The following is a 17,075-nucleotide window of genomic DNA, read 5'->3' as shown; positions in this document are numbered from 1 at the left end:
CGGACGAGTTCTTCGACCACCCGCAGAACGAGCGCACCAAGCTGTTCCTGAGCCAGATCCTGCATTGAGGCCGGGCGCCGCCGGGCGCCGCGACCCGAACCGAAGCCGCCTTCCCTGGAAGGCGGCTTTTCTTTGGGCGCCGGCCGTTGGCGAAGCGGCGCGAAAGGAAAGGCGCCGAGCACGCCGGGGTGGCCGGCGCACGTTGTTTCCAGTCGGCCGGGGCGCGCCGTTCACGGGAAAAGCGCGTGGTTCTCCCGGTATCCCTTTGTTACGCCGTTCACCCCGCTGCGGTATGCTACCGACCGCCATCGATGCAATGAGAGGAGCAAACCAAATGAAACAGACCCCCCGCGGCGCCATGCGCCGCGTCCTGCTGGGCGGCGCCGCGGCCCTGGCCGCCACGCTGGCCCTGGGCGCGCCCGCGCTGGCCCAGAACACCGATTTCCCCACCAAGCCGCTGCGCTTCGTGGTGCCTTACCCGCCCGGCGGCCCGCTCGACACCATGGCCCGCATGCTGGCCGAGAAGGTGCGCGGCTCGCTCGGCCAACCCGTCGTGGTGGAAAACCGCTCGGGCGCCGGCGGCAACATCGGCGCCGACCTGGTGGCCAAGGCCCCGGCCGACGGCTACACCCTGGTGATGGGCGCCGTCGCGACCCACGCCATCAATCCCTGGCTGTTCGCCAACCTGCCCTATGACCCGGTGAAGGACTTCGCCCCGGTCACCATCGTGGCGTCGGTGCCGAACGTGCTGGTGATGAACGTCGAGTTCGCCGCCAAGAACAAGATCGAGAAGCTGTCGGACCTGATCGAGTATGCCAAGAAGAACCCGGGCAAGCTGAACTACGGTTCCGGCGGCAACGGCAGCGCCGGCCACCTGTCGGGCGAACTGCTCAAGGCGCGCGCCGGCATCAACGTCGAGCACATTCCCTACCAGGGCGCGGCCCCGGCGCAACTGGCGCTGCTGTCCGGCCAGTCGGACTTCATGTTCGACAACCTGGCGGCCTCGGCTCCGCTGATCAAGGACGGCAAGGTCAAGGCGCTGGCCGTGACCACGGCCAAGCGCTCGTCGCTGCTGGCCGACGTGCCGACGGTGGAAGAGTCGGGCATCAAGGGCTTCGACCTGGGCACCTGGTTCGGCGTCTTCACGACCGGCGGCACGCCGGCGCCGGTGGTGGCCAAGCTGAACAAGGCCTACGCCGAAGCGATGCAGCAGCCCGACGTCAAGCAGCGCCTGCTGACGATGGGTTCGGAAGCGCCGCCCATGACGCCCGAAGCCTTCGCCGAGTTCGTCAAGAACGAGAAGGCCAAGTACCAGGAGATCGTGAAGATTTCCGGCGCCAGCCTGAACTGAGGCCGGCGCGCCTGGCGCGTTTCGTCGGGAACGCGCCGGGCCTGAAGCCGCCCCTGTCCGTCGGGGCGGCGTATCCGCCGGGCGCCGCGATCGCGGCGCCCGCGCTTCATCCCCACGCTTCGGTCATCCCCGCCGTTCGATCATTCGCGCGGCGCGGCCAGCAGGCCGTCGACCAACCGCGCCAGCAGCCTGCGGTCGGTGTCCAGGTCGGTGCAGCCGTACTGGTCGGCCTCGCGGTTCACCCACGCCTCATGCGCGCGCCACTGGTCGCCCGCGGCCTCCAGCCGCAGCGCGTAGATCCAGATGCCGGTCCAACTGCGATGAAAGCGCAACACGCCCTCGTCGAGATAGATGAACCACTTGTCTTCCATTTCGCGCGGGATGCGGCCTTGCCGCAGGCGGGCGTACTGGTCGGCCGTGTAGGTGGCGTCAAAGGGCAGCGCCGCGCGCTTCTTCGGCGCGGGCAGGTGTTTCCAGGATGCGGCTTGGGCGTCGGGCATGGCAACCGGTTTGATTTATGCTGGCGAGATGCGCGCACGCTCGGTAGTGGGCGGGCGCGATCCCTCGCATACTAAGGCCTGATCATGCATTTGTCCCCCGCCATTCCCATCCTGCGCATCTTTTCGGTCGAGAAGGCGCGCGAGTTCTACCTGGATTTCCTCGGCTTCGAGTGGGACTGGGAACATCGCTTCGAACCGGGCCTGCCGCTGTACGCGCAGGTGCATCGCGGCGAGCTGGTGCTGCACCTGAGCGAGCACTACGGCGATGCCACGCCGGGCGCGGCCATCTTCGTGCGCACCACCGGCGTCGACGATTACCAGGCCGAACTGATCGGCAAGCAGTACGGCTACGCGCGGCCCGGCGTCGAGGACGCGCCCTGGGGCCGGCTGCTGCGGGTGACCGACCCGTTCGGCAACCGCCTGACGTTCTGCGAATCGCAAGACTGAGGCCATGAGCCGCGCTACCCGGGCGCGCGCGCGCACGCCCAGGTAGCGCCGCGCGCGCTCCAGCGTTCCCGGCGGATCCGCGACGCCAGGTCCTCGGCGGCTACATCTTGCAGTCGGCCGCGTGCACGTCGGTGTGGTCGCGGGCGATGACCTTGAGATTCCTGTAGACCAGCTTGCCGTCCGCGCCGGCCTCGATGTGCAGCAGATACCAGTCCTGCACGGGGTGCTGGTTGGGGCCGAACTTGAACTTGCCGCGCACGCTGGGGAAGTCAGCACGGCGCAGCGCGTCGCGGAACGCGTCGGCCTTGCCGGTGATGTCGCCGTCCACGGCCTTCAGGCCCGAGGCGATCAGGTTGGCGGTGTCGTAGGCCTGCGCCGCATAGGCGGTGGGCGCGCGGTTGTAGGCCTTGGTGAAGGCTTGGACGAAGTGCCTGTTCTGCGGGTTGTCCAGGTCCGCGCTCCACAGCGAACTCAGGTAGAAGCCCTTGCCGGCGGTGCCGGTGGCGGCCAGCATGCGTTCGTCCATCGAGTAGATGGGCGTGATCATCTTGATCTTGTCGGCCAGGCCGGAGTTGGCGTATTGCTTGGTCAGGTTGATGCCGGCGCCGCCCGGGTGGAACTGGAAGATGGCGTCCGGGTTGAGCGCGCGGATGCGCGCCAGCTCGACCGAGAAGTCGGCCTGTTCCAGCTTGGTGTAGATCTCCTCGGCGATCTCGCCCTTGTAGGTGCGCTTGAAACCGGCGACGGCGTCGCGGCCGGCCTGGTAGTTCGGCGCCATGACGACGACGCGCTTGGCGCCCAGCTCGTTGGCGGCGATGCCGGCGGTGTCGGCGTACGAGTCGTTCTGGAAGGCGACGGCGAAGTAGTTGGGATTGCAGGCCTTGCCGGCGTAGTTGGAGGGGCCGGCGTTCAGGCTGACGTAGAAGCCGCCGGCGTTGAGCACCGTCGGCCCGACCGCCGCCATGACGTTGGAGAAGTTCACGCCGGTGAACAGGCGCACGCCGCCCTGCACCATCTTGTCGGCGATCTGCTTGGCGTTGGCCGGCTTGAGCGCGTCGTCCTCCACGCGCACGTTGACCGGCACGCCGCCGAGCTTGCCGCCGCCTTCCTTGACCGCCAGCATGAAGGCGTCGCGCTCGTCCTCGCCGATGTAGCCGGCGGGCGTGGACAGCGTGCCGATGAAGCCGATGTCCACGGGTTTCTGCTGGGCCTGGACGCCGCCGGCGGCCAGCGCCAGCAGCAGCGCGGCGCCGCCGCGGGTGATGCGTGTCGTCATGGTTGTCTCCTCCTGTGCCTGCTTTTTTTTATGGCTGGATGGGTCCCGCGAGACAGTTCTCCACCTTCCAGCCGTAGAGCCACTGCAACGCGTCGTAGAACTGCGACTGGCCGCGGCCGGTCCACAGCATGTTGCGCACGGTGCGTTCGACACCGCGCGCGTGATAGAGCCTGCCCATCTCGCGGGTCGACCAGACCACGCGCGCGCTGCGCGGAATGCGCACCGATTCGTACAGCCGGAAGGCGGCCTCCAGATCGTGGTCGCAACGCTTGACGGCCTCGCCCAAGGTCACCGCGTCTTCCAGCGCCATGCAGGCGCCCTGGGCCATGTATTGGGTCATGGGGTGGGCGGCGTCGCCCAGGATCGTCATTCGGCCCTGGCCCCACTGTTCGACCGGCTCGCGATCGGCGGTGGCCCAGCGCTTCCACGACGTGGGGCGGTCCAGCATCTGGTGCGGGCGCGGGTGGATGCCCTGGAAATACGACAGCACTTCCTCCTTGCTGCCTTCGCGTACGCCCCATTGTTCCTGCTCGCGGCTGTGGAAGGTCACCACCAGGTTGTATTGCTGGCCGCCGCGCAGCGGGTAGTGCACCAGGTGGCAGTGCGGGCCGGCCCACAGCACCGGCGCGTTGATGCGCAGTTCCTCGGGCATGTTGTCGCGCTCGACCACGGCGCGATAGACCACGTGGCCGGTCACGCGCGGCGGATCGCCGATCAGGTGTTCGCGGATCACGGACTTGACGCCGTCGGCGCCCACCACGGCGTCGGCCTGGTAGCGGTTGCCTTCGGTGTCGGTGACCTCCACGCGCTTGCCGTCCTGCGCCACGCCGGCGATCTGCGTCGAGGTGCGAAAGCGGATCAGTGGGTTCTGCTGCACCGCCTCAAGGATGGACAGATGGATGTCGGCGCGGTGGATCACGGCGTAGGGGCCGCCGAAGCGCTCGCGGAAGGCCTCGCCGGTGTCGATGCGCACCACTTCGCGCGCGTCGACCGCGTCCATCATGATGATGTGGTCGGTGAAGACGGAGCGCTGGCGCGCCGTGGCGCCCACGCCCAGCGCGTCGAGCGCGGCGAAGGCGTTGGGGCCGAGCTGGATGCCGGCGCCGATCTCGCCGATGTGCGCGGCCTGTTCCAGCAGTTGCACCGCGATGCCCTGGCGCGTCAGCGCCAGCGCCGCGGCCAGGCCGCCGATGCCGCCGCCCACGACGATGACGGATTGGGGCGGGTTCTTTGCGGGAGTTGCATTCATTGCCAGGTTCCTTGCGTATTCATTCTTGACGGCCGAGGAAGGCGCCTTGCCGTTGCAGTTGCGCCTGCAGCGCCGCCACCGGCACGTCGGCGGGCGCATGGCCGTCGCGCAGCGCCATGGCGGCCGCGGTGCCGGCGGCCTCGCCCATGACGAAGCAACTGCCGCTGACGCGGGCGGCCGACTGGCCTTCGTGCGTCATCGAGGCGCAGCGTCCGGCCACCAGCACGTTGGCGGCGACGCCGGGACCGCGGCGCGGCACCATCATGCGGAAAGGGAGCTGGTTGTAGCCGCGCGATTCCGGAATCGGCGGCCACAGCCATTGCACGTCGCCGGCGGTGTGCATTTCCAGCGGCCAGCCGTTCACGCCGATGCTGTCCTCGAAGTCGGCGCAGCCCAGCACGTCTTCCTTGGTCAGCATGGCCTCGCCGACGATGCGGCGGGTTTCGCGGATGCCGAGCTGCGGCGCGATGTCGAGCACATAGGCGTTTTCGAAGCCCGGCACCTTGGCGCGCAGGAACTTCAGGTATTCGGTGATCTGGCGGCGGCCTTCCAGCTCGCCGGCCGAGAGCGAGGCGGCGTCGGTGCCGTCGGCCGCGCTGCCGTCGGCGTTGGCCAGTTGCGTGACGTTGACGCGCCACTCGTAGTCATGCTTTTGCGGCCGCACGATGGCGCCGCGCCGCGGGAAGGTGAATTCGCCGCTGGCGGCGGCCTGGTCCATCAGTTGGGGAATGGTCTTCCAGGCCTCCTGGGCGCGGCCGCCGTCGACGTTGCCGACCTTGAACATCAGCGTGGGGTAGAGCATGTGGCCGTGCGCGTCGCCCTTTTCGAACGGCAGGCCGCCCCATTGCGCGATGTCGGCGTCGCCCGAGCAGTCGATGAAGACCTTGCCGCGCACCGCGCAGCGGCCGGACTTGGTCTCCAGGAACAGCGCGTCGACATTGCCGGCGGCGTCGCGCGCCAGGCCGGTGGCCAATGCGTGGAACAGGATTTTTGCGCCGCTGTCCTGCACCATGCCGTCGGCGGCGCACTTGAAGGCCGAGATGTCGTAGGCCTGGGCGTGGATCTTGCCCAGGATCAGGTGCGGGTCGTTCAGGCCGTCCAGCGCGCGCATGCGGTCCAGCAGCTCGTCCGTCATGCCGTGCACCACCTGGCGGATGGCGCCGCGCACGTTGGCGTGCAGGCCGCAGAAGTTGGAGACGCCCGCCGCCGTGCCCATGCCGCCGAGAAAGCCATAGCGTTCCACCAGCAGCACGCTGGCGCCGTTGCGGGCGGCGCTGGCAGCCGCCAGGATGCCGGCGGGGCCGCCGCCCAGCACGACAACGTCGTATTCGCCATAGAGCGGCACCTGGCGGGCGGGTTCGGTGAGGGTCATGCTTGTCTCCTTGCTGTCCTGCTTGACTGTCTGGTGGTGCGAAAATGCCGGGCGGCGAGGCCGCCCGTTCACAGGCCTTCTTATTGGCCCTTGATGCCGAGCTTGGTGATGAGCGGTTCCCAGCGCTTGAGCTCATCGTCCATGTAGGCGCGGAACTCGGCCGGGGTGCTGCCCACCGGATCCATGAACTGCGCCTGCAGGCGCTTGACCACCTCGGGGTCGCGGATCGCCTGGATCAGCGCGTCCGACAGCTTCTTCTGGATGTCGGCGGGCACCTTGGACGAAATCACGAAACCGATCCAGGCCGAGCCCTCGATGCCGGGCACGCCGACTTCGGCCAGCGTGGGGATCTCGGGCAGCAGGGTGGAACGCCTGGACGAGGTCACGGCCAGCGCCTTCAGGCGGCCGTCCTTGACCATGCTCATGACCGCGATCGGCGGCAGCGCGGCGAACTGCGTGTCGCCCGACAGCAGCGAAGTCAGCGCGGCCGGCGACGACGGATACGGCACGTGCGTGGCGCGCGCGCCGATCCGCTGCAGCAGCAGTTCCACTGCCAGGTGCGAAACGGTGCCGGCGCCGGGCGAGGGGAAGTTGTACTTGTCCGGGTTCTTCTTGAGCGCCTCCAGCAACTGGCCGACGTTGTCGATGCCGGAGTTGGCCGGCACCACCAGCACGTTGGGCTGGTGCACCGCCAGCGTCAGCGGCGCCAGGTCGGTGGCCGGCGCGTAGGGCAGCTTGTCGAACAGCAGCGTGTTGTTCACCAGCGGGCCGGTGATCGAGACGCCGAAGGTGTAGCCGTCGGGCTTGGCGTTGGCGATGGCGAAGGTGCCGATGTTGCCGCTGGCGCCCGGTTTGTTCTCCACCACCACGGTCTGGCCGAGGATGGCGCCGGCCTTCTCGCCGACAATGCGCGCCACCTGGTCGGGGCTGGAGCCCGGACCGAACGGCACCAGCGCCTTGAGCGGCTGCGACGGCCAGGCGTCGGCGGCCTGCGCCGCGCCCAGCGGCGCCAGGGCCACCAGTCCCAGCGCCAGCGCGCGCGCCGTCAAAGCGCGCGCCCGCGCCAGGGTTGAGGGCTTATGCATGCTTGTCTCCCGCGATCTTCATATTGTTGAAATAGGTCTGCTCATTGGCGATGAAGGCCGCAACCATGGCGCGGTAGGCGGCGTCCACCACCTGGTCCAGGTTTTCGAAGCCCTGGTTGTGGCGCTCGGCCAGGCGCCGCGCTTTTTCGAACACCTCGGCCTGGCGCGCCGGCGCGCTGACCTGGAAGGCGTCGCGCTTGAAGCGCGCGGCGTCCTTGACGTACATGGCGCGTTCGGCGATCAGGCGCACGATCTCGTCGTCCAGGCGGTCGATGTTGGCGCGCACTTCGGCCAGGTTGGCGCACAGCGGGCGGTAGTCCGGGTCGGTGTATTCGCGCAGCGGCGCGCCCTGGGTGTCGGGCTCCTGGCCCGGGGAAACTTGCGAGGTCACTTGATGTAGTCCGGTTGGTTGGCGGGCGCGGCCTGCTGGAAGGCGGGTTGCGCGAGGCAATGTTCGTAGACGCCTACAAGGCGCGGGTAGGCCGACAGGTCGCAGCCCATGCGCTGGGCGTTGGCGACCTGCGGCACGACGCAGCAGTCCGCCAGCGTCGGCGCGTCGCCGAAGCAATAGGCGCCGCCGCCATGGCGCGCCAGCAGCGCCTCGACCGCGGTCAGGCCTTCGCGGATCCAGTGGTGATACCAGGCATTCTTCTGCGCGTCGGTGGCGCCCAGCTCTTCCTGCAGGTAGCGCAGGATGCGCATGTTGTTGACCGGGTGGATGTCGCAGGCGATGGCGTTGGAAAGCTCCAGCACGCGGGCGCGTTCGCGCGGCGCGGCCGGGATCAGGCGCGGCTCGGGGTGCGTGGCGTCCAGATAGTCGATGATGGCGAGCGATTGCGACAGTTGGAAATCGCCGTCGGTCAGCAGCGGCACGCCGGCCGACGGATTCCGCGCCATGTAGTCGGCGGCGCGCTGTTCCTGCTTGCGCAGGTTCACCGGGGTGATGTCGACCGGCAGGCCCTTGAGCGCCAGCGCGATGCGCACGCGATACGAGGTGGAGCTGTTGAAGAAGCTGTGCAGTTGCATGGGCGGGCTTCCTCAGGCGATCCGCACGCTCAGCGTGCCCAGGCCGTCGACGCCGCCGACCATCGTGTCGCCGCGCACCACCGGGCCCACGCCTTCGGGCGTGCCGGTATAGATCAGATCGCCGGCTTCCAGGCGGAAGTACCGGGACAGGTAGGCGATGGTCTCGGCCACCGACCAGATCAGCTTGCCGATGTCGCTGCGCTGCTTGTCGGCGCCGTTGACCTGCAGCCAGATGCCGGCGCGGTGGATGTCGCGGGCCTGTGCGGCGGGCACCAGTGGACCGATCGGCGCGCTCTGGTCGAAGGCCTTGCCCAGTTCCCACGGGCGGCCGGCCTCGCGCATTTTCATCTGCAGGTCGCGGCGCGTCATGTCCAGGCCGACGGCGTAGCCCCAGACGTGTTGCAGCGCCTGGTCGACGGCTATGTTGGCGCCGCCCTTGCCGATGGCCGCGACCAGCTCGATCTCGTAATGCAGGTTGGCGGTCTCGGGCGGGTAGGGCAGCGACAGCGTGCTGCCCTCGGCCACCGGCACCACGGCGTCGGCCGGCTTGCAGAAGAAGAAGGGCGGTTCGCGGTCGGGATCGAAGCCCATTTCGCGGGCGTGGGCGGCGTAGTTGCGGCCGACGCAATAGACGCGGCGCACCGGGAAGCTGTCCTGGCTGCCGGCGACGGGCACGGCAACGGGGGCGGCGGGATCAAACACAAAAGACATGGGTCACCTTTCTGGAATGCGGCGCCGGAGCCCGCGCGGGCCCCGGCCGGAATTGAAATGATGGGAGGGAGCCGCCTCAGGCGGTGCGTTCTTCGCGCCAGAGGCCCAGCGCGTCCTGCACCGGGCGGTCGGAATAGCTGAACAGGGTGGCGTCTTCCAGCGCCGCCAACTGCACCGGCTGCCACGACGGCGCCACGAACACGTCGCGCGGGCCGAAATGGAATTCGGCGTCGCCGATGCGGGCGATGCCGCGGCCTTCCACCACGCTGTAGACGGTGGAGTCGGTGCTGCGATAGGGCTTGCCCTGGAAGCCGGCCGGCAGAAGCTGCATGAAGGTGGCCATGGTGGGCATGGGGTAGCCGCCCGTGGCCGGGTTCAGGTAGCGCAGCTTGACGCCGTCCCAGGGGTCGAGCTCGCCGTGGCGGTAGAGCGCGTCCAGCGCCTCGCGGCTGCGCTCGTAGGGATAGTTGAAGATCGGCGAGGTGCCGCCGGTGGCGCGATGCCGCACCGGCGCCATGTTGTGGCCGTAGCGCGCCATGCTGTCGCCTTCGGGACGCGTGACCGGCTGGGTGGCGGACGGATAGTTCTCGGCGAAGCCGGCGTCCAGGAAGCGCAGCAGCGGGATGTCCAGGCCGTCCAGCCAGACCACCGGTTCGCCGCCGTCGACGGTCTCGGCGTTGCCGTGGTCGTGCCAGGTCCAGGACGGCGTGATGATGAAGTCGCCCGGATGCATGGTGGTGCGCTCGCCGTTGACGGCGGTGTAGGCGCCGCGGCCCTCGACGATGAAGCGCAGGGCCGACTGGGTGTGGCGGTGGCTGGGCGCGATCTCGCCCGGCAGGATCAGTTGCAGGCCCGCGTACAGGCTCTGCGTGATGCTGGCCTGGCCGGGCAGGCCCGGGTTCTCCAGGATCAGCACGCGCCGCACGGCTTCCTCGGCGCTGATGAGCGAGCCGGAGGCCAGCACGTCGTCGCGCACCTCGTCGTATTTCCAGATGGCGGGCACGCAGCGCGGCGCGGGCTGGCGCGGCACCAGGTTGTGCAGCGACTCCCACAGGGGGGCCATGTGCTTCTGGGCGATGCGGGTGTAATAGGCGGCGCGATCCGCGCCGGGGGGGTGACCGTCGGGCATGTCTGTCTCCTGGGGCCGGCGTCGGGGCCGGCTTCTGTGGGCCCGTCGCGGCGGGCGCGGCGGGGCCTGATATGGAGACGATTATGCGTAACGAGCTATGTGTTTTGAAATGAAATTATCTTATTATCCATATCAATAACTATATGGATAAGAGACCAAAGGGGACTCCATGGACTGGACTCACCGGTTGCGCCTGCGCAATCTGAAAATGCTGCTCAGCCTGGCCCAGACCCGCAACATCAGCCACTCGGCCGCGATGCTCAACACGACCCAGCCGGGGTTGTCGAAGTGGTTGAAGGATCTGGAGGACGACATCGGCCTGCCGCTGTTCGAGCGCCATGCGCGCGGCCTGCGGCCGACGCCGCACGGCGACGTGCTGATCGCGCACGCGCAGCGGGTCGAGGCGCAACTGGACCGCGCCAGCGCCGACATGGCCGCCTTGCGCGAAGGGGGCGGCGGGCGGGTGGTGATCGGCGCGTCCGGCGCCTCGGCGTCGGATACCGTGCCGCTGGCGGTGATGAAGCTGCTCGAACGCATGCCGCAGGCCCGCGTGAAACTGGTGGAAGGCACCACCGACCGCCTGCTGGCGCAACTGGCGCAGGGCGACCTGGACATCGTGGTGGGCCGCTCGGCGCCCGAGCATCACGATCCGGCCATCCGCTTCGAGGCCCTCTACCTGGAGCCGATCCACCTGGTGGCGCGGCCGCGCCATCCGCTGTTCGCGCGGGAGCAGCCGGGCTGGCCGGAGCTGCTGTCATACCGCTGGATCCTGTGGCCCAAGGGCACGCCGATCCGCAACGCGGTCGACGCCGCGCTGGCCGCGGCCGGCCAGGCGCCGCCGGCCGATCACATCGAATCCAATTCGGTCACCATCAACCTCACGCTGATCAACAACAGCGACATGATCGGCGTCGCTTCGCATCGCGCCGCGCTGCGCTTCACGCAGATGAAGGCGATGCGCATCATTCCGATGCGCCTGTCGGGCTTCGGCTCGGTGGCCATGTACTGGCGCGAGGATGCGTTCCGGCCGACCGCCGTGCAGGAGGCGATGGCCGCGCTGCGCAACACGGTGGCCGAGCACGCGCCGGGCGTGACGAGGCTGTGATGGCGCCGTCCGGCCCCGGGCTGAATGCGCTGATCGCGCAATGCCGCCGCCTGGAGGCGGCGCTGCGCGACGAGGCGGGCGCGCCGGACGCGTCCGCGGCCATGCACCGCTTCGTTGCCGAGATGGATGCGCGCGCCGCGCCGCCGGGGCTGTGGTCGCCGCTGGCGCTGGCGGTGCTGACCATGGTTGGCGGCATCGGCGTCGGCATCGGCCTGCTGAGCCTGCTGCTGCGGCCGGCCGGACCGGCGCTGGCGGCCTTCGCGCTGGTGCTGGCCTGCGCCGTCACGGCCCTGGCGCTGGCGATCGGCGTGGTGGCCTTCATGGGCGGCTACAGCCTGGGGCTGGTGCTGCTCAAGCGCACCGAGCTGGCGTTGGCCTCTGCCGGCGTGCTGGGCCTGATCGCCTGGTCGCAGGGCGACATGCGCGCGGTCGGCCCGGTGGTCGCGCTGCTGGGCGGCGCGGGCGCGTGGCTGCTGATGAACAGCAATGCGTTCTATGTGTTCGCCGGCTATCGCGTGGCGCTGCGGGTGATGCAGGCGCAGGCGCGGCGGCCGTAAGCGGCCGGCTGCGTGCGCGTGATGGGTGGCGGGGGAGGGGCCGAGGCCGCCGATGCCTCGCGGCGATCCGCGCGCAGGCAGCCGGCGCGTGTCAGCGGCGCGCCGGGCGGCCGCCGTTCACTTCGCGGTGTTGGACCAGCCCTTGGACAGTTCCACCGCCTGGCGCCAGCGCCGCATGCGGGCCTCGCGCACCGAGTCCGGCCAGGCCGGTTCGAAGGTGCGTTCGGCCTGCCACTTGGAGGCGAATTCGTCCTGATCCGACCAGAAGCCGACCGCCAGGCCGGCAAGGCCGGCCGCGCCCAGCGCGGTCGATTCGGGCACCCGCGGGCGCACCACCGGCACGCCCAGCAGGTCGGCCTGCATCTGCATCAGCAGGTCGTTGCGGGCGGCGCCGCCGTCCACCCGCAGCTCGGTCAGCGCGATACCGCTGTCGCCGTTCATGCAGGTCAGCAGTTCGGCGCTCTGCAGCGCGATGGATTCGAGCGTGGCGCGGGCGATGTGGGCGCGGGTGGTGCCGCGCGTCAGGCCCACCAGGGTGCCGCGGGCGTAGGGGTCCCAGTGCGGCGCGCCCAGGCCGGCGAAGGCCGGCACCATGAAGACGTCATCGGTGTCGGCCACGCTGGCGGCCAGCGATTCGATTTCCTCGGAACGCTGGATGATGCCCAGGCCGTCGCGCAGCCATTGCACCGCGGCGCCGGCGACGAACACGCCGCCTTCCAGCATGTAGGCCGGACGCCATCCTGGCTGGCTTTGCGCCGGCAGGCCCCAGCCGACGGTCGACAGCAGGTGGTTGTGCGACTGCACCGGCTTGTCGCCCACGTTCATCAGCATGAAGCAGCCGGTGCCGTAGGTGTTCTTGGCCATGCCCGGCTTGAAGCAGGCCTGGCCGAAGGTGGCGGCCTGCTGGTCGCCGGCCACGCCGGCGATGGGAATCGAGCCGCCCAGCCATTCGGGCAGGGACTCGCCCACCACCGCGCTGCTGGGCGCGATGGAGGGCAGCACGCTGCGCGGAATGTTGAGCAGCGCCAGGATCTCGTCGTTCCAGTCCTGCGTGTGCAGGTCGAACAGCATGGTGCGCGAGGCGTTGCTGGGGTCGGTGCTGTGCACCGCGCCGCCGGTCAGCTGCCAGATCAGCCAGGTGTCGACGGTGCCGAAGGCCAGTTCGCCGCGCTCGGCCTTCTGGCGCGCGCCGGGCACGTGATCCAGCAGCCAGGCCAGCTTGGTGCCCGAGAAATAGGCGTCCAGCACCAGCCCGGTGCGCGATTGCAGGAAGTCGGCGTGGCCGTCCTGGCGCAACTGGTCGCACATCGGCGCGGTGCGGCGGTCCTGCCAGACGATGGCGCGGGCCAGGGGGCGGCCGCTGGCGCGGTCCCAGATCAGGGTGGTTTCGCGCTGGTTGGTGATGCCGATGGCGGCCACGTCGGCGGCGCTGGCGGCGGCGTTGCGCAGGGCCTCGCGCGCCACGTCCAACTGGCTGTGCCAGATCTCGCCGGGGTCATGTTCGACCCAGCCCGGCCGCGGATAGTGCTGGCGGAATTCACGTTGGCCGATGCCGCGCACCACGCCATCGCGATCGAACACGATGGCGCGGGAGCTGGTGGTGCCCTGGTCCAGGGCTAGGACAAATTCATTCGTCGTCACTGTTCTTGGCGCCGTTCAGGTGTGCCCCGGCCAGCGGGTCGAGGCGTCTAAAGGAAAAGACCGAAGCCGCGCACAGCAGGCCGATGACGATGAAGCCGACGATCACGTCGCCCACCACCAGGCTTTCCGCCCCGCGCAGGGTCATGCTGATGTTCAGGGTCACCGCGGCCACGCCCACGCCCAGGCTGATGCCGAGCTGCTGCGCCATGGCGGCGAAACTGCTGGCGCGGCTCATCTTGGCCGGGGGAATGTCGGCATAGGTTAGCGTATTTACGCCGGTGAACTGCAGCGAGCGGAAGAAGCCGCCGACCAGCAGGATGGCGATCATCAGCCAGACCGGGGTGGTGGGGGTGAACGTGGCGCAGACCACGATGAAGGCGCCGGTCAGCACCGCGTTCACGGTCAGCACGCGGCGAAAGCCGAAATGCCTGACGATGGGCGTGGCGACGAATTTCATCAGCAGCGCGCCGGCGGCGCTGGCGAAGGTGATCAGGCCGGCCGAGAAGGGCGACAGGCCGAAGCCCACCTGCAGCAGCATGGCCAGCAGGAAGGGCGTGGCGCCGACCGCGAAGCGGCACAGGTTGCCGCCCAGCGTCGAGATGGCGAAGGTCGGGATGCGCATCAGCGCCAGATCGATGATCGGGTGTTCGGTGCGGCGCGCATGCCAGCCGTAGAGCAGGCCGCAGACGATGCCGACCGCGATCAGGCCCAGCAGCATCGGCAGCGGCATGACGTCGCGGCCGATGGCCTCGAAGCCGCTGACCAGCGTGGCCAGGCACACGGCGCTGAGCAGAAAGCCGAGCCAGTCCAGGCGCGGCGCCGATTCTTCCTTGATCTCGGCCACGTAGCGCAGCACCAGCGCGATGCCGAGCACGCCGATGGGGATGTTAATCAGGAAGATCCAGTGCCACGACATGTACGTGACCATGAAACCGCCCAGCGGCGGCCCGATCACCGGCCCCAGCAGCGCCGGGATCGACAGGAACGACATGGCTTTCAGCAGGTCCTGCTTGGGCACCGTGCGCAGCAGGATGATGCGGCCCACCGGCACCATCATGGCCCCGGCCATGCCCTGCACCACCCGGGCGATGACCAGTTGCGGCAGGTCCTGCGACAGGGCGCAGGCCACGGAACTGAGGGTGAACAGGCCGATGGCGGCGATGAAGACGCGGCGCGCGCCGTAGCGGTCGGCGGCCCAGCCGCTGACCGGCACGAACACGGCCACCGACAGCAGGTAGGAGGTGATGGCGACGTTCAACCGCACCGGGGTCGATCCCAGGGCCCGCGCCATGGCTGGCAGGGCGGTGGCGACCACCGTGGCGTCCAGCATCTGCATGAACAGCGCACAGCCGACGATGAAGGGAATCATGCGCGCCGCGCGCACCGCGTCCGGGGTCGAGGGAGGAGCGGGATTGGCTGCGGCTGCGGATTCGGCTGACATGGCGGAGGGGGGCGGTGGGACCCGGAAGATTGTAACGCCGGCTCCCGGCCCCGCGTGCAGTAAACTCCGGGTATCCGAAACCCACTGAAATTGGTGCCATGGCAACCAACTACGAATCCGAGATCACCAAGTTCCTCAAAGACTACAAGCAGTCGCACCCTGGCACCGAAGAGCGCCAGCGCGAAGGCCGTGCGCGTCTGTGGGACAAGCCGCAGGACGCGGAGCTGCTGGAAGGCTTCCGCGCCGCCCGCGTGCCGCAAAAGCCGTACGTGTATCAGGCCGACTGATACCGTTGCGGCAGCCATGGCCCACACCCCCTCCGTCCCGGGCGATGCCCTGGCCGCGCTAGTGGAACCGTCCGTCGACAGCACGCCCGACACCGTTGACAGCGTCGCGTTCGCGCGCCTGTACGGCGAGCCGCTGTTCCAGATGCCGACGGACCTGTACATCCCGCCGGATGCGCTGGAGGTGTTCCTCGAAGCCTTCGAGGGGCCGCTGGACCTGCTGCTCTACCTGATCCGCAAGCAGAACTTCAACGTGCTGGACATCCCCATGGCGGATGTCACGCGGCAGTATCTGTCCTATGTGGAACAGATCCGCATCCACAACCTGGAGCTGGCCGCCGAGTATCTGCTGATGGCGGCCATGCTCATCGAGATCAAGTCGCGCATGCTGCTGCCGGTCAAGAAGACCGACACCGGCGAAGAGCCCGAGGATCCGCGCGCCGAGCTGGTGCGCCGCCTGCTCGAGTACGAGCAGATGAAGCTGGCCGCGCAGAAGCTCGACGCGCTGCCCCAGTTGGGCCGCGACTTCGTCACCAGCCATGCGGTCGCCGACCTGAGCGTCGAGCGCATGCTGCCCGAGGTCAGCGTCGACGACCTGCGCGCCGCGTGGGCCGACATCATGAAGCGCGCCAAGCTCAACCAGCACCATCACATCACCCGCGAACAGCTTTCGGTGCGCGACCACATGACGCACATCCTGCGGCGCCTGAACGACGTGCGCTTCATGGAGTTCGGCGACCTGTTCATGGAACGGGTGCGCGAGGGCGCGCCGGCCGCCGTGGTGGTGGTGCACTTCATCGCCATGCTGGAACTGGCGCGCGAATCGCTGCTGGAAATCACCCAGGCCGAGCCTTACGCGCCCATCTACGTGCGCCTGGCCTACACCAGCGTCGCGGCGGTCGCGGCCTGATCCGATTCCCCCCGGGCTGTGCGCCCAACCCCGGAGATCCCCCTTGAAAGTCGTCCACACCATCCAGGAATTGCGCGACCACCTGCGCGGCCAGAACCGCGTCTCGTTCGTGCCCACCATGGGCAACCTGCACGAAGGCCACCTGGCGCTGATGAAGCTGGCGCGCCAGCACGGCGACCCGGTGGTCGCCAGCATCTTCGTGAACCGCCTGCAGTTCGGGCCGAACGAGGATTTCGACCAATACCCGCGCACCCTGGCCGCCGACATCGAGAAGCTCGAACGCGAGCGCGACGTGTACGTGCTGTTCGCGCCCAACGAGCGCGAGATGTACCCCGAACCGCAGAATTTCCGCGTGCAGCCGCCGGACGACCTGGGCGACATCCTCGAAGGCGAATTCCGCCCCGGCTTCTTCGCCGGCGTCAGCACCGTGGTGCTCAAGCTGTTCTCCTGTGTCCAGCCGCGGGTCGCCGTGTTCGGCAAGAAGGACTACCAGCAACTGATGGTGGTGCGCAACATGTGCCGCCAGTTCCAACTGCCGGTGGAAGTGCTGGCGCACGAGACCGTGCGCGCCGACGACGGCCTGGCGCTGTCGTCGCGCAACCGCTACCTGAGCGAGGCCGAGCGCGCCGAGGCCCCGGCCCTGTACGCCGCCCTGCACAACGTCGGCCAGCGCCTGGCCGCCGGCGAGCGCGACGCCGCGAGGCTGGAGCGCGAGGCCACTCAGCAACTGACCGATCGCGGCTGGAAGGTCGACTACATCGCCCTGCGCCGCCAGCGCGACCTCAAGCGTCCGGAAGCTGCCGACCTCCAGGCGGGCGAGCCGGTGGTGGTGCTGGCCGCCGCCAAGCTGGGCGCGACCCGCCTGATCGACAACCTGGAGCTGGCCTACACGGCCTGAGCCGGTTGCGCCGCGGCCGGCTCAGGCCGGGCCGCGCACCCCTGGCAAAATTGCCAGCTTATGTCGCCGGCGAGGGCGGGGCAGACTCTCTGC

At 69.0% G+C, this 17,075-nt stretch carries 19 protein-coding genes; 7 read left to right on the top strand and 12 right to left on the bottom strand.

Annotated elements, in window-relative coordinates:
• On the bottom strand, positions 1–182 hold a 182-nt coding region (locus SB816_RS23075; RefSeq protein ID WP_410547594.1), incomplete at its 3' end, for a hypothetical protein.
• A gap of 152 nt (positions 183–334) precedes the next feature.
• On the opposite strand from SB816_RS23075, the gene SB816_RS23070 reads away from it, so the two are divergent.
• Positions 335–1,351, top strand: coding sequence for a Bug family tripartite tricarboxylate transporter substrate binding protein (locus SB816_RS23070; protein ID WP_049070977.1), 1,017 nt, complete (start codon positions 335–337; stop codon positions 1,349–1,351).
• Positions 1,352–1,491: 140 nt separating this feature from the next.
• Here SB816_RS23070 and SB816_RS23065 read toward each other — a convergent pair whose 3' ends face one another.
• Entirely contained in the window at positions 1,492–1,851 is a 360-nt protein-coding gene (locus tag SB816_RS23065; RefSeq protein ID WP_054503353.1) for a hypothetical protein, read from the bottom strand.
• 84 nt (positions 1,852–1,935) lie between these two features.
• Between SB816_RS23065 and SB816_RS23060 the strand changes: the two genes are divergently transcribed.
• Positions 1,936–2,298 (top strand): glyoxalase superfamily protein, encoded by a 363-nt coding sequence (locus tag SB816_RS23060; protein ID WP_054503354.1) that lies wholly within the window; start codon positions 1,936–1,938, stop codon positions 2,296–2,298.
• Positions 2,299–2,398: 100 nt separating this feature from the next.
• On the opposite strand, the gene SB816_RS23055 is transcribed toward SB816_RS23060, so the two are convergent.
• The 8 genes from SB816_RS23055 to gtdA form a co-directional block, all read right to left on the bottom strand.
• Entirely contained in the window at positions 2,399–3,574 is a 1,176-nt protein-coding gene (locus SB816_RS23055; protein WP_144656865.1) for an ABC transporter substrate-binding protein, read from the bottom strand.
• 28 nt (positions 3,575–3,602) lie between these two features.
• Positions 3,603–4,823, bottom strand: a complete 1,221-nt coding sequence (locus SB816_RS23050; RefSeq protein WP_054503356.1) for a 3-hydroxybenzoate 6-monooxygenase — start codon at positions 4,821–4,823, stop codon at positions 3,603–3,605.
• A 19-nt stretch (positions 4,824–4,842) separates the two neighbouring features.
• Positions 4,843–6,195, bottom strand: a complete 1,353-nt coding sequence (locus SB816_RS23045) for an FAD-dependent oxidoreductase (RefSeq protein ID WP_410547593.1) — start codon at positions 6,193–6,195, stop codon at positions 4,843–4,845.
• 80 nt (positions 6,196–6,275) lie between these two features.
• Complete coding sequence (locus tag SB816_RS23040; protein ID WP_064526630.1) at positions 6,276–7,280, bottom strand: Bug family tripartite tricarboxylate transporter substrate binding protein; 1,005 nt, start codon at positions 7,278–7,280, stop codon at positions 6,276–6,278.
• Positions 7,273–7,671: a chorismate mutase gene (locus tag SB816_RS23035; RefSeq protein ID WP_054446332.1), complete on the bottom strand. Its 399-nt coding sequence runs from the start codon at positions 7,669–7,671 to the stop codon at positions 7,273–7,275. The genes SB816_RS23040 and SB816_RS23035 overlap by 8 nt, the downstream gene beginning before the upstream one ends.
• Positions 7,668–8,306, bottom strand: a complete 639-nt coding sequence (maiA, locus tag SB816_RS23030) for a maleylacetoacetate isomerase (RefSeq protein WP_241116323.1) — start codon at positions 8,304–8,306, stop codon at positions 7,668–7,670. Before maiA ends, SB816_RS23035 begins: the two co-directional genes overlap by 4 nt.
• A gap of 12 nt (positions 8,307–8,318) precedes the next feature.
• Positions 8,319–9,017 (bottom strand): fumarylacetoacetate hydrolase family protein, encoded by a 699-nt coding sequence (locus SB816_RS23025; protein WP_064526625.1) that lies wholly within the window; start codon positions 9,015–9,017, stop codon positions 8,319–8,321.
• 76 nt (positions 9,018–9,093) lie between these two features.
• The gene (gene gtdA / locus SB816_RS23020; protein WP_410547592.1) at positions 9,094–10,146 is read right to left on the bottom strand and encodes a gentisate 1,2-dioxygenase; all 1,053 of its coding nucleotides are present in this window, start codon (positions 10,144–10,146) and stop codon (positions 9,094–9,096) included.
• Between the two features lie 169 nt (positions 10,147–10,315).
• Here gtdA and SB816_RS23015 point away from each other — a divergent pair, with 169 nt between their 5' ends.
• Both SB816_RS23015 and SB816_RS23010 read left to right on the top strand, forming a co-directional pair.
• Positions 10,316–11,251 carry a LysR family transcriptional regulator gene (locus tag SB816_RS23015; protein WP_049070997.1) on the top strand — a complete coding sequence of 312 codons (936 nt, stop codon included), beginning with the start codon at positions 10,316–10,318 and terminating at the stop codon, positions 11,249–11,251.
• The gene (locus tag SB816_RS23010; protein ID WP_054503362.1) at positions 11,251–11,808 is read left to right on the top strand and encodes a hypothetical protein; all 558 of its coding nucleotides are present in this window, start codon (positions 11,251–11,253) and stop codon (positions 11,806–11,808) included. Before SB816_RS23015 ends, SB816_RS23010 begins: the two co-directional genes overlap by 1 nt.
• 117 nt (positions 11,809–11,925) lie before the next feature.
• Here SB816_RS23010 and glpK read toward each other — a convergent pair whose 3' ends face one another.
• Positions 11,926–13,449, bottom strand: coding sequence for a glycerol kinase GlpK (gene glpK / locus SB816_RS23005; RefSeq protein WP_269874177.1), 1,524 nt, complete (start codon positions 13,447–13,449; stop codon positions 11,926–11,928).
• Positions 13,436–14,890 carry a DHA2 family efflux MFS transporter permease subunit gene (locus SB816_RS23000; RefSeq protein ID WP_049071001.1) on the bottom strand — a complete coding sequence of 485 codons (1,455 nt, stop codon included), beginning with the start codon at positions 14,888–14,890 and terminating at the stop codon, positions 13,436–13,438. The genes glpK and SB816_RS23000 overlap by 14 nt, the downstream gene beginning before the upstream one ends.
• Positions 14,891–14,988: 98 nt before the next feature.
• Here SB816_RS23000 and SB816_RS22995 point away from each other — a divergent pair, with 98 nt between their 5' ends.
• From SB816_RS22995 to panC, 3 genes are read left to right on the top strand one after another with little or no spacing between them, the layout of a single operon-like run.
• Positions 14,989–15,177, top strand: a complete 189-nt coding sequence (locus SB816_RS22995; RefSeq protein WP_006386935.1) for a DUF3460 family protein — start codon at positions 14,989–14,991, stop codon at positions 15,175–15,177.
• Between the two features lie 16 nt (positions 15,178–15,193).
• Positions 15,194–16,084 carry a segregation and condensation protein A gene (locus SB816_RS22990; protein ID WP_054503364.1) on the top strand — a complete coding sequence of 297 codons (891 nt, stop codon included), beginning with the start codon at positions 15,194–15,196 and terminating at the stop codon, positions 16,082–16,084.
• 43 nt (positions 16,085–16,127) lie between these two features.
• A complete protein-coding gene (gene panC / locus SB816_RS22985) occupies positions 16,128–16,982 on the top strand; it encodes a pantoate--beta-alanine ligase (protein ID WP_054503365.1) in 855 nt (284 codons plus the stop codon).
• The last annotated feature ends 93 nt before the right edge of the window (positions 16,983–17,075 follow it).

Origin of the sequence: Achromobacter sp. SIMBA_011 (genome assembly GCF_046535435.1) — a bacterium.
In the GTDB taxonomy this organism is placed as follows: domain Bacteria; phylum Pseudomonadota; class Gammaproteobacteria; order Burkholderiales; family Burkholderiaceae_B; genus Achromobacter; species Achromobacter dolens.
This window is presented reverse-complemented; position numbering and strand designations above follow the sequence as displayed.

Bases quoted from the DNA above. Each gene is read 5' to 3' on its own strand.
- SB816_RS23070 (WP_049070977.1), top strand. From the start codon at position 335: ATGAAACAGACCCCCCGCGGCGCCATGCGCCGCGTCCTGCTGGGCGGC.
- SB816_RS23065 (WP_054503353.1), bottom strand. From the start codon at position 1,851: ATGCCCGACGCCCAAGCCGCATCCTGGAAACACCTGCCCGCGCCGAAG.
- SB816_RS23060 (WP_054503354.1), top strand. From the start codon at position 1,936: ATGCATTTGTCCCCCGCCATTCCCATCCTGCGCATCTTTTCGGTCGAG.
- SB816_RS23055 (WP_144656865.1), bottom strand. From the start codon at position 3,574: ATGACGACACGCATCACCCGCGGCGGCGCCGCGCTGCTGCTGGCGCTG.
- SB816_RS23050 (WP_054503356.1), bottom strand. From the start codon at position 4,823: ATGAATGCAACTCCCGCAAAGAACCCGCCCCAATCCGTCATCGTCGTG.
- SB816_RS23045 (WP_410547593.1), bottom strand. From the start codon at position 6,195: ATGACCCTCACCGAACCCGCCCGCCAGGTGCCGCTCTATGGCGAATAC.
- SB816_RS23040 (WP_064526630.1), bottom strand. From the start codon at position 7,280: ATGCATAAGCCCTCAACCCTGGCGCGGGCGCGCGCTTTGACGGCGCGC.
- maiA (WP_241116323.1), bottom strand. From the start codon at position 8,306: ATGCAACTGCACAGCTTCTTCAACAGCTCCACCTCGTATCGCGTGCGC.
- SB816_RS23025 (WP_064526625.1), bottom strand. From the start codon at position 9,017: ATGTCTTTTGTGTTTGATCCCGCCGCCCCCGTTGCCGTGCCCGTCGCC.
- gtdA (WP_410547592.1), bottom strand. From the start codon at position 10,146: ATGCCCGACGGTCACCCCCCCGGCGCGGATCGCGCCGCCTATTACACC.
- SB816_RS23015 (WP_049070997.1), top strand. From the start codon at position 10,316: ATGGACTGGACTCACCGGTTGCGCCTGCGCAATCTGAAAATGCTGCTC.
- SB816_RS23010 (WP_054503362.1), top strand. From the start codon at position 11,251: ATGGCGCCGTCCGGCCCCGGGCTGAATGCGCTGATCGCGCAATGCCGC.
- SB816_RS23000 (WP_049071001.1), bottom strand. From the start codon at position 14,890: ATGTCAGCCGAATCCGCAGCCGCAGCCAATCCCGCTCCTCCCTCGACC.
- SB816_RS22995 (WP_006386935.1), top strand. From the start codon at position 14,989: ATGGCAACCAACTACGAATCCGAGATCACCAAGTTCCTCAAAGACTAC.
- SB816_RS22990 (WP_054503364.1), top strand. From the start codon at position 15,194: ATGGCCCACACCCCCTCCGTCCCGGGCGATGCCCTGGCCGCGCTAGTG.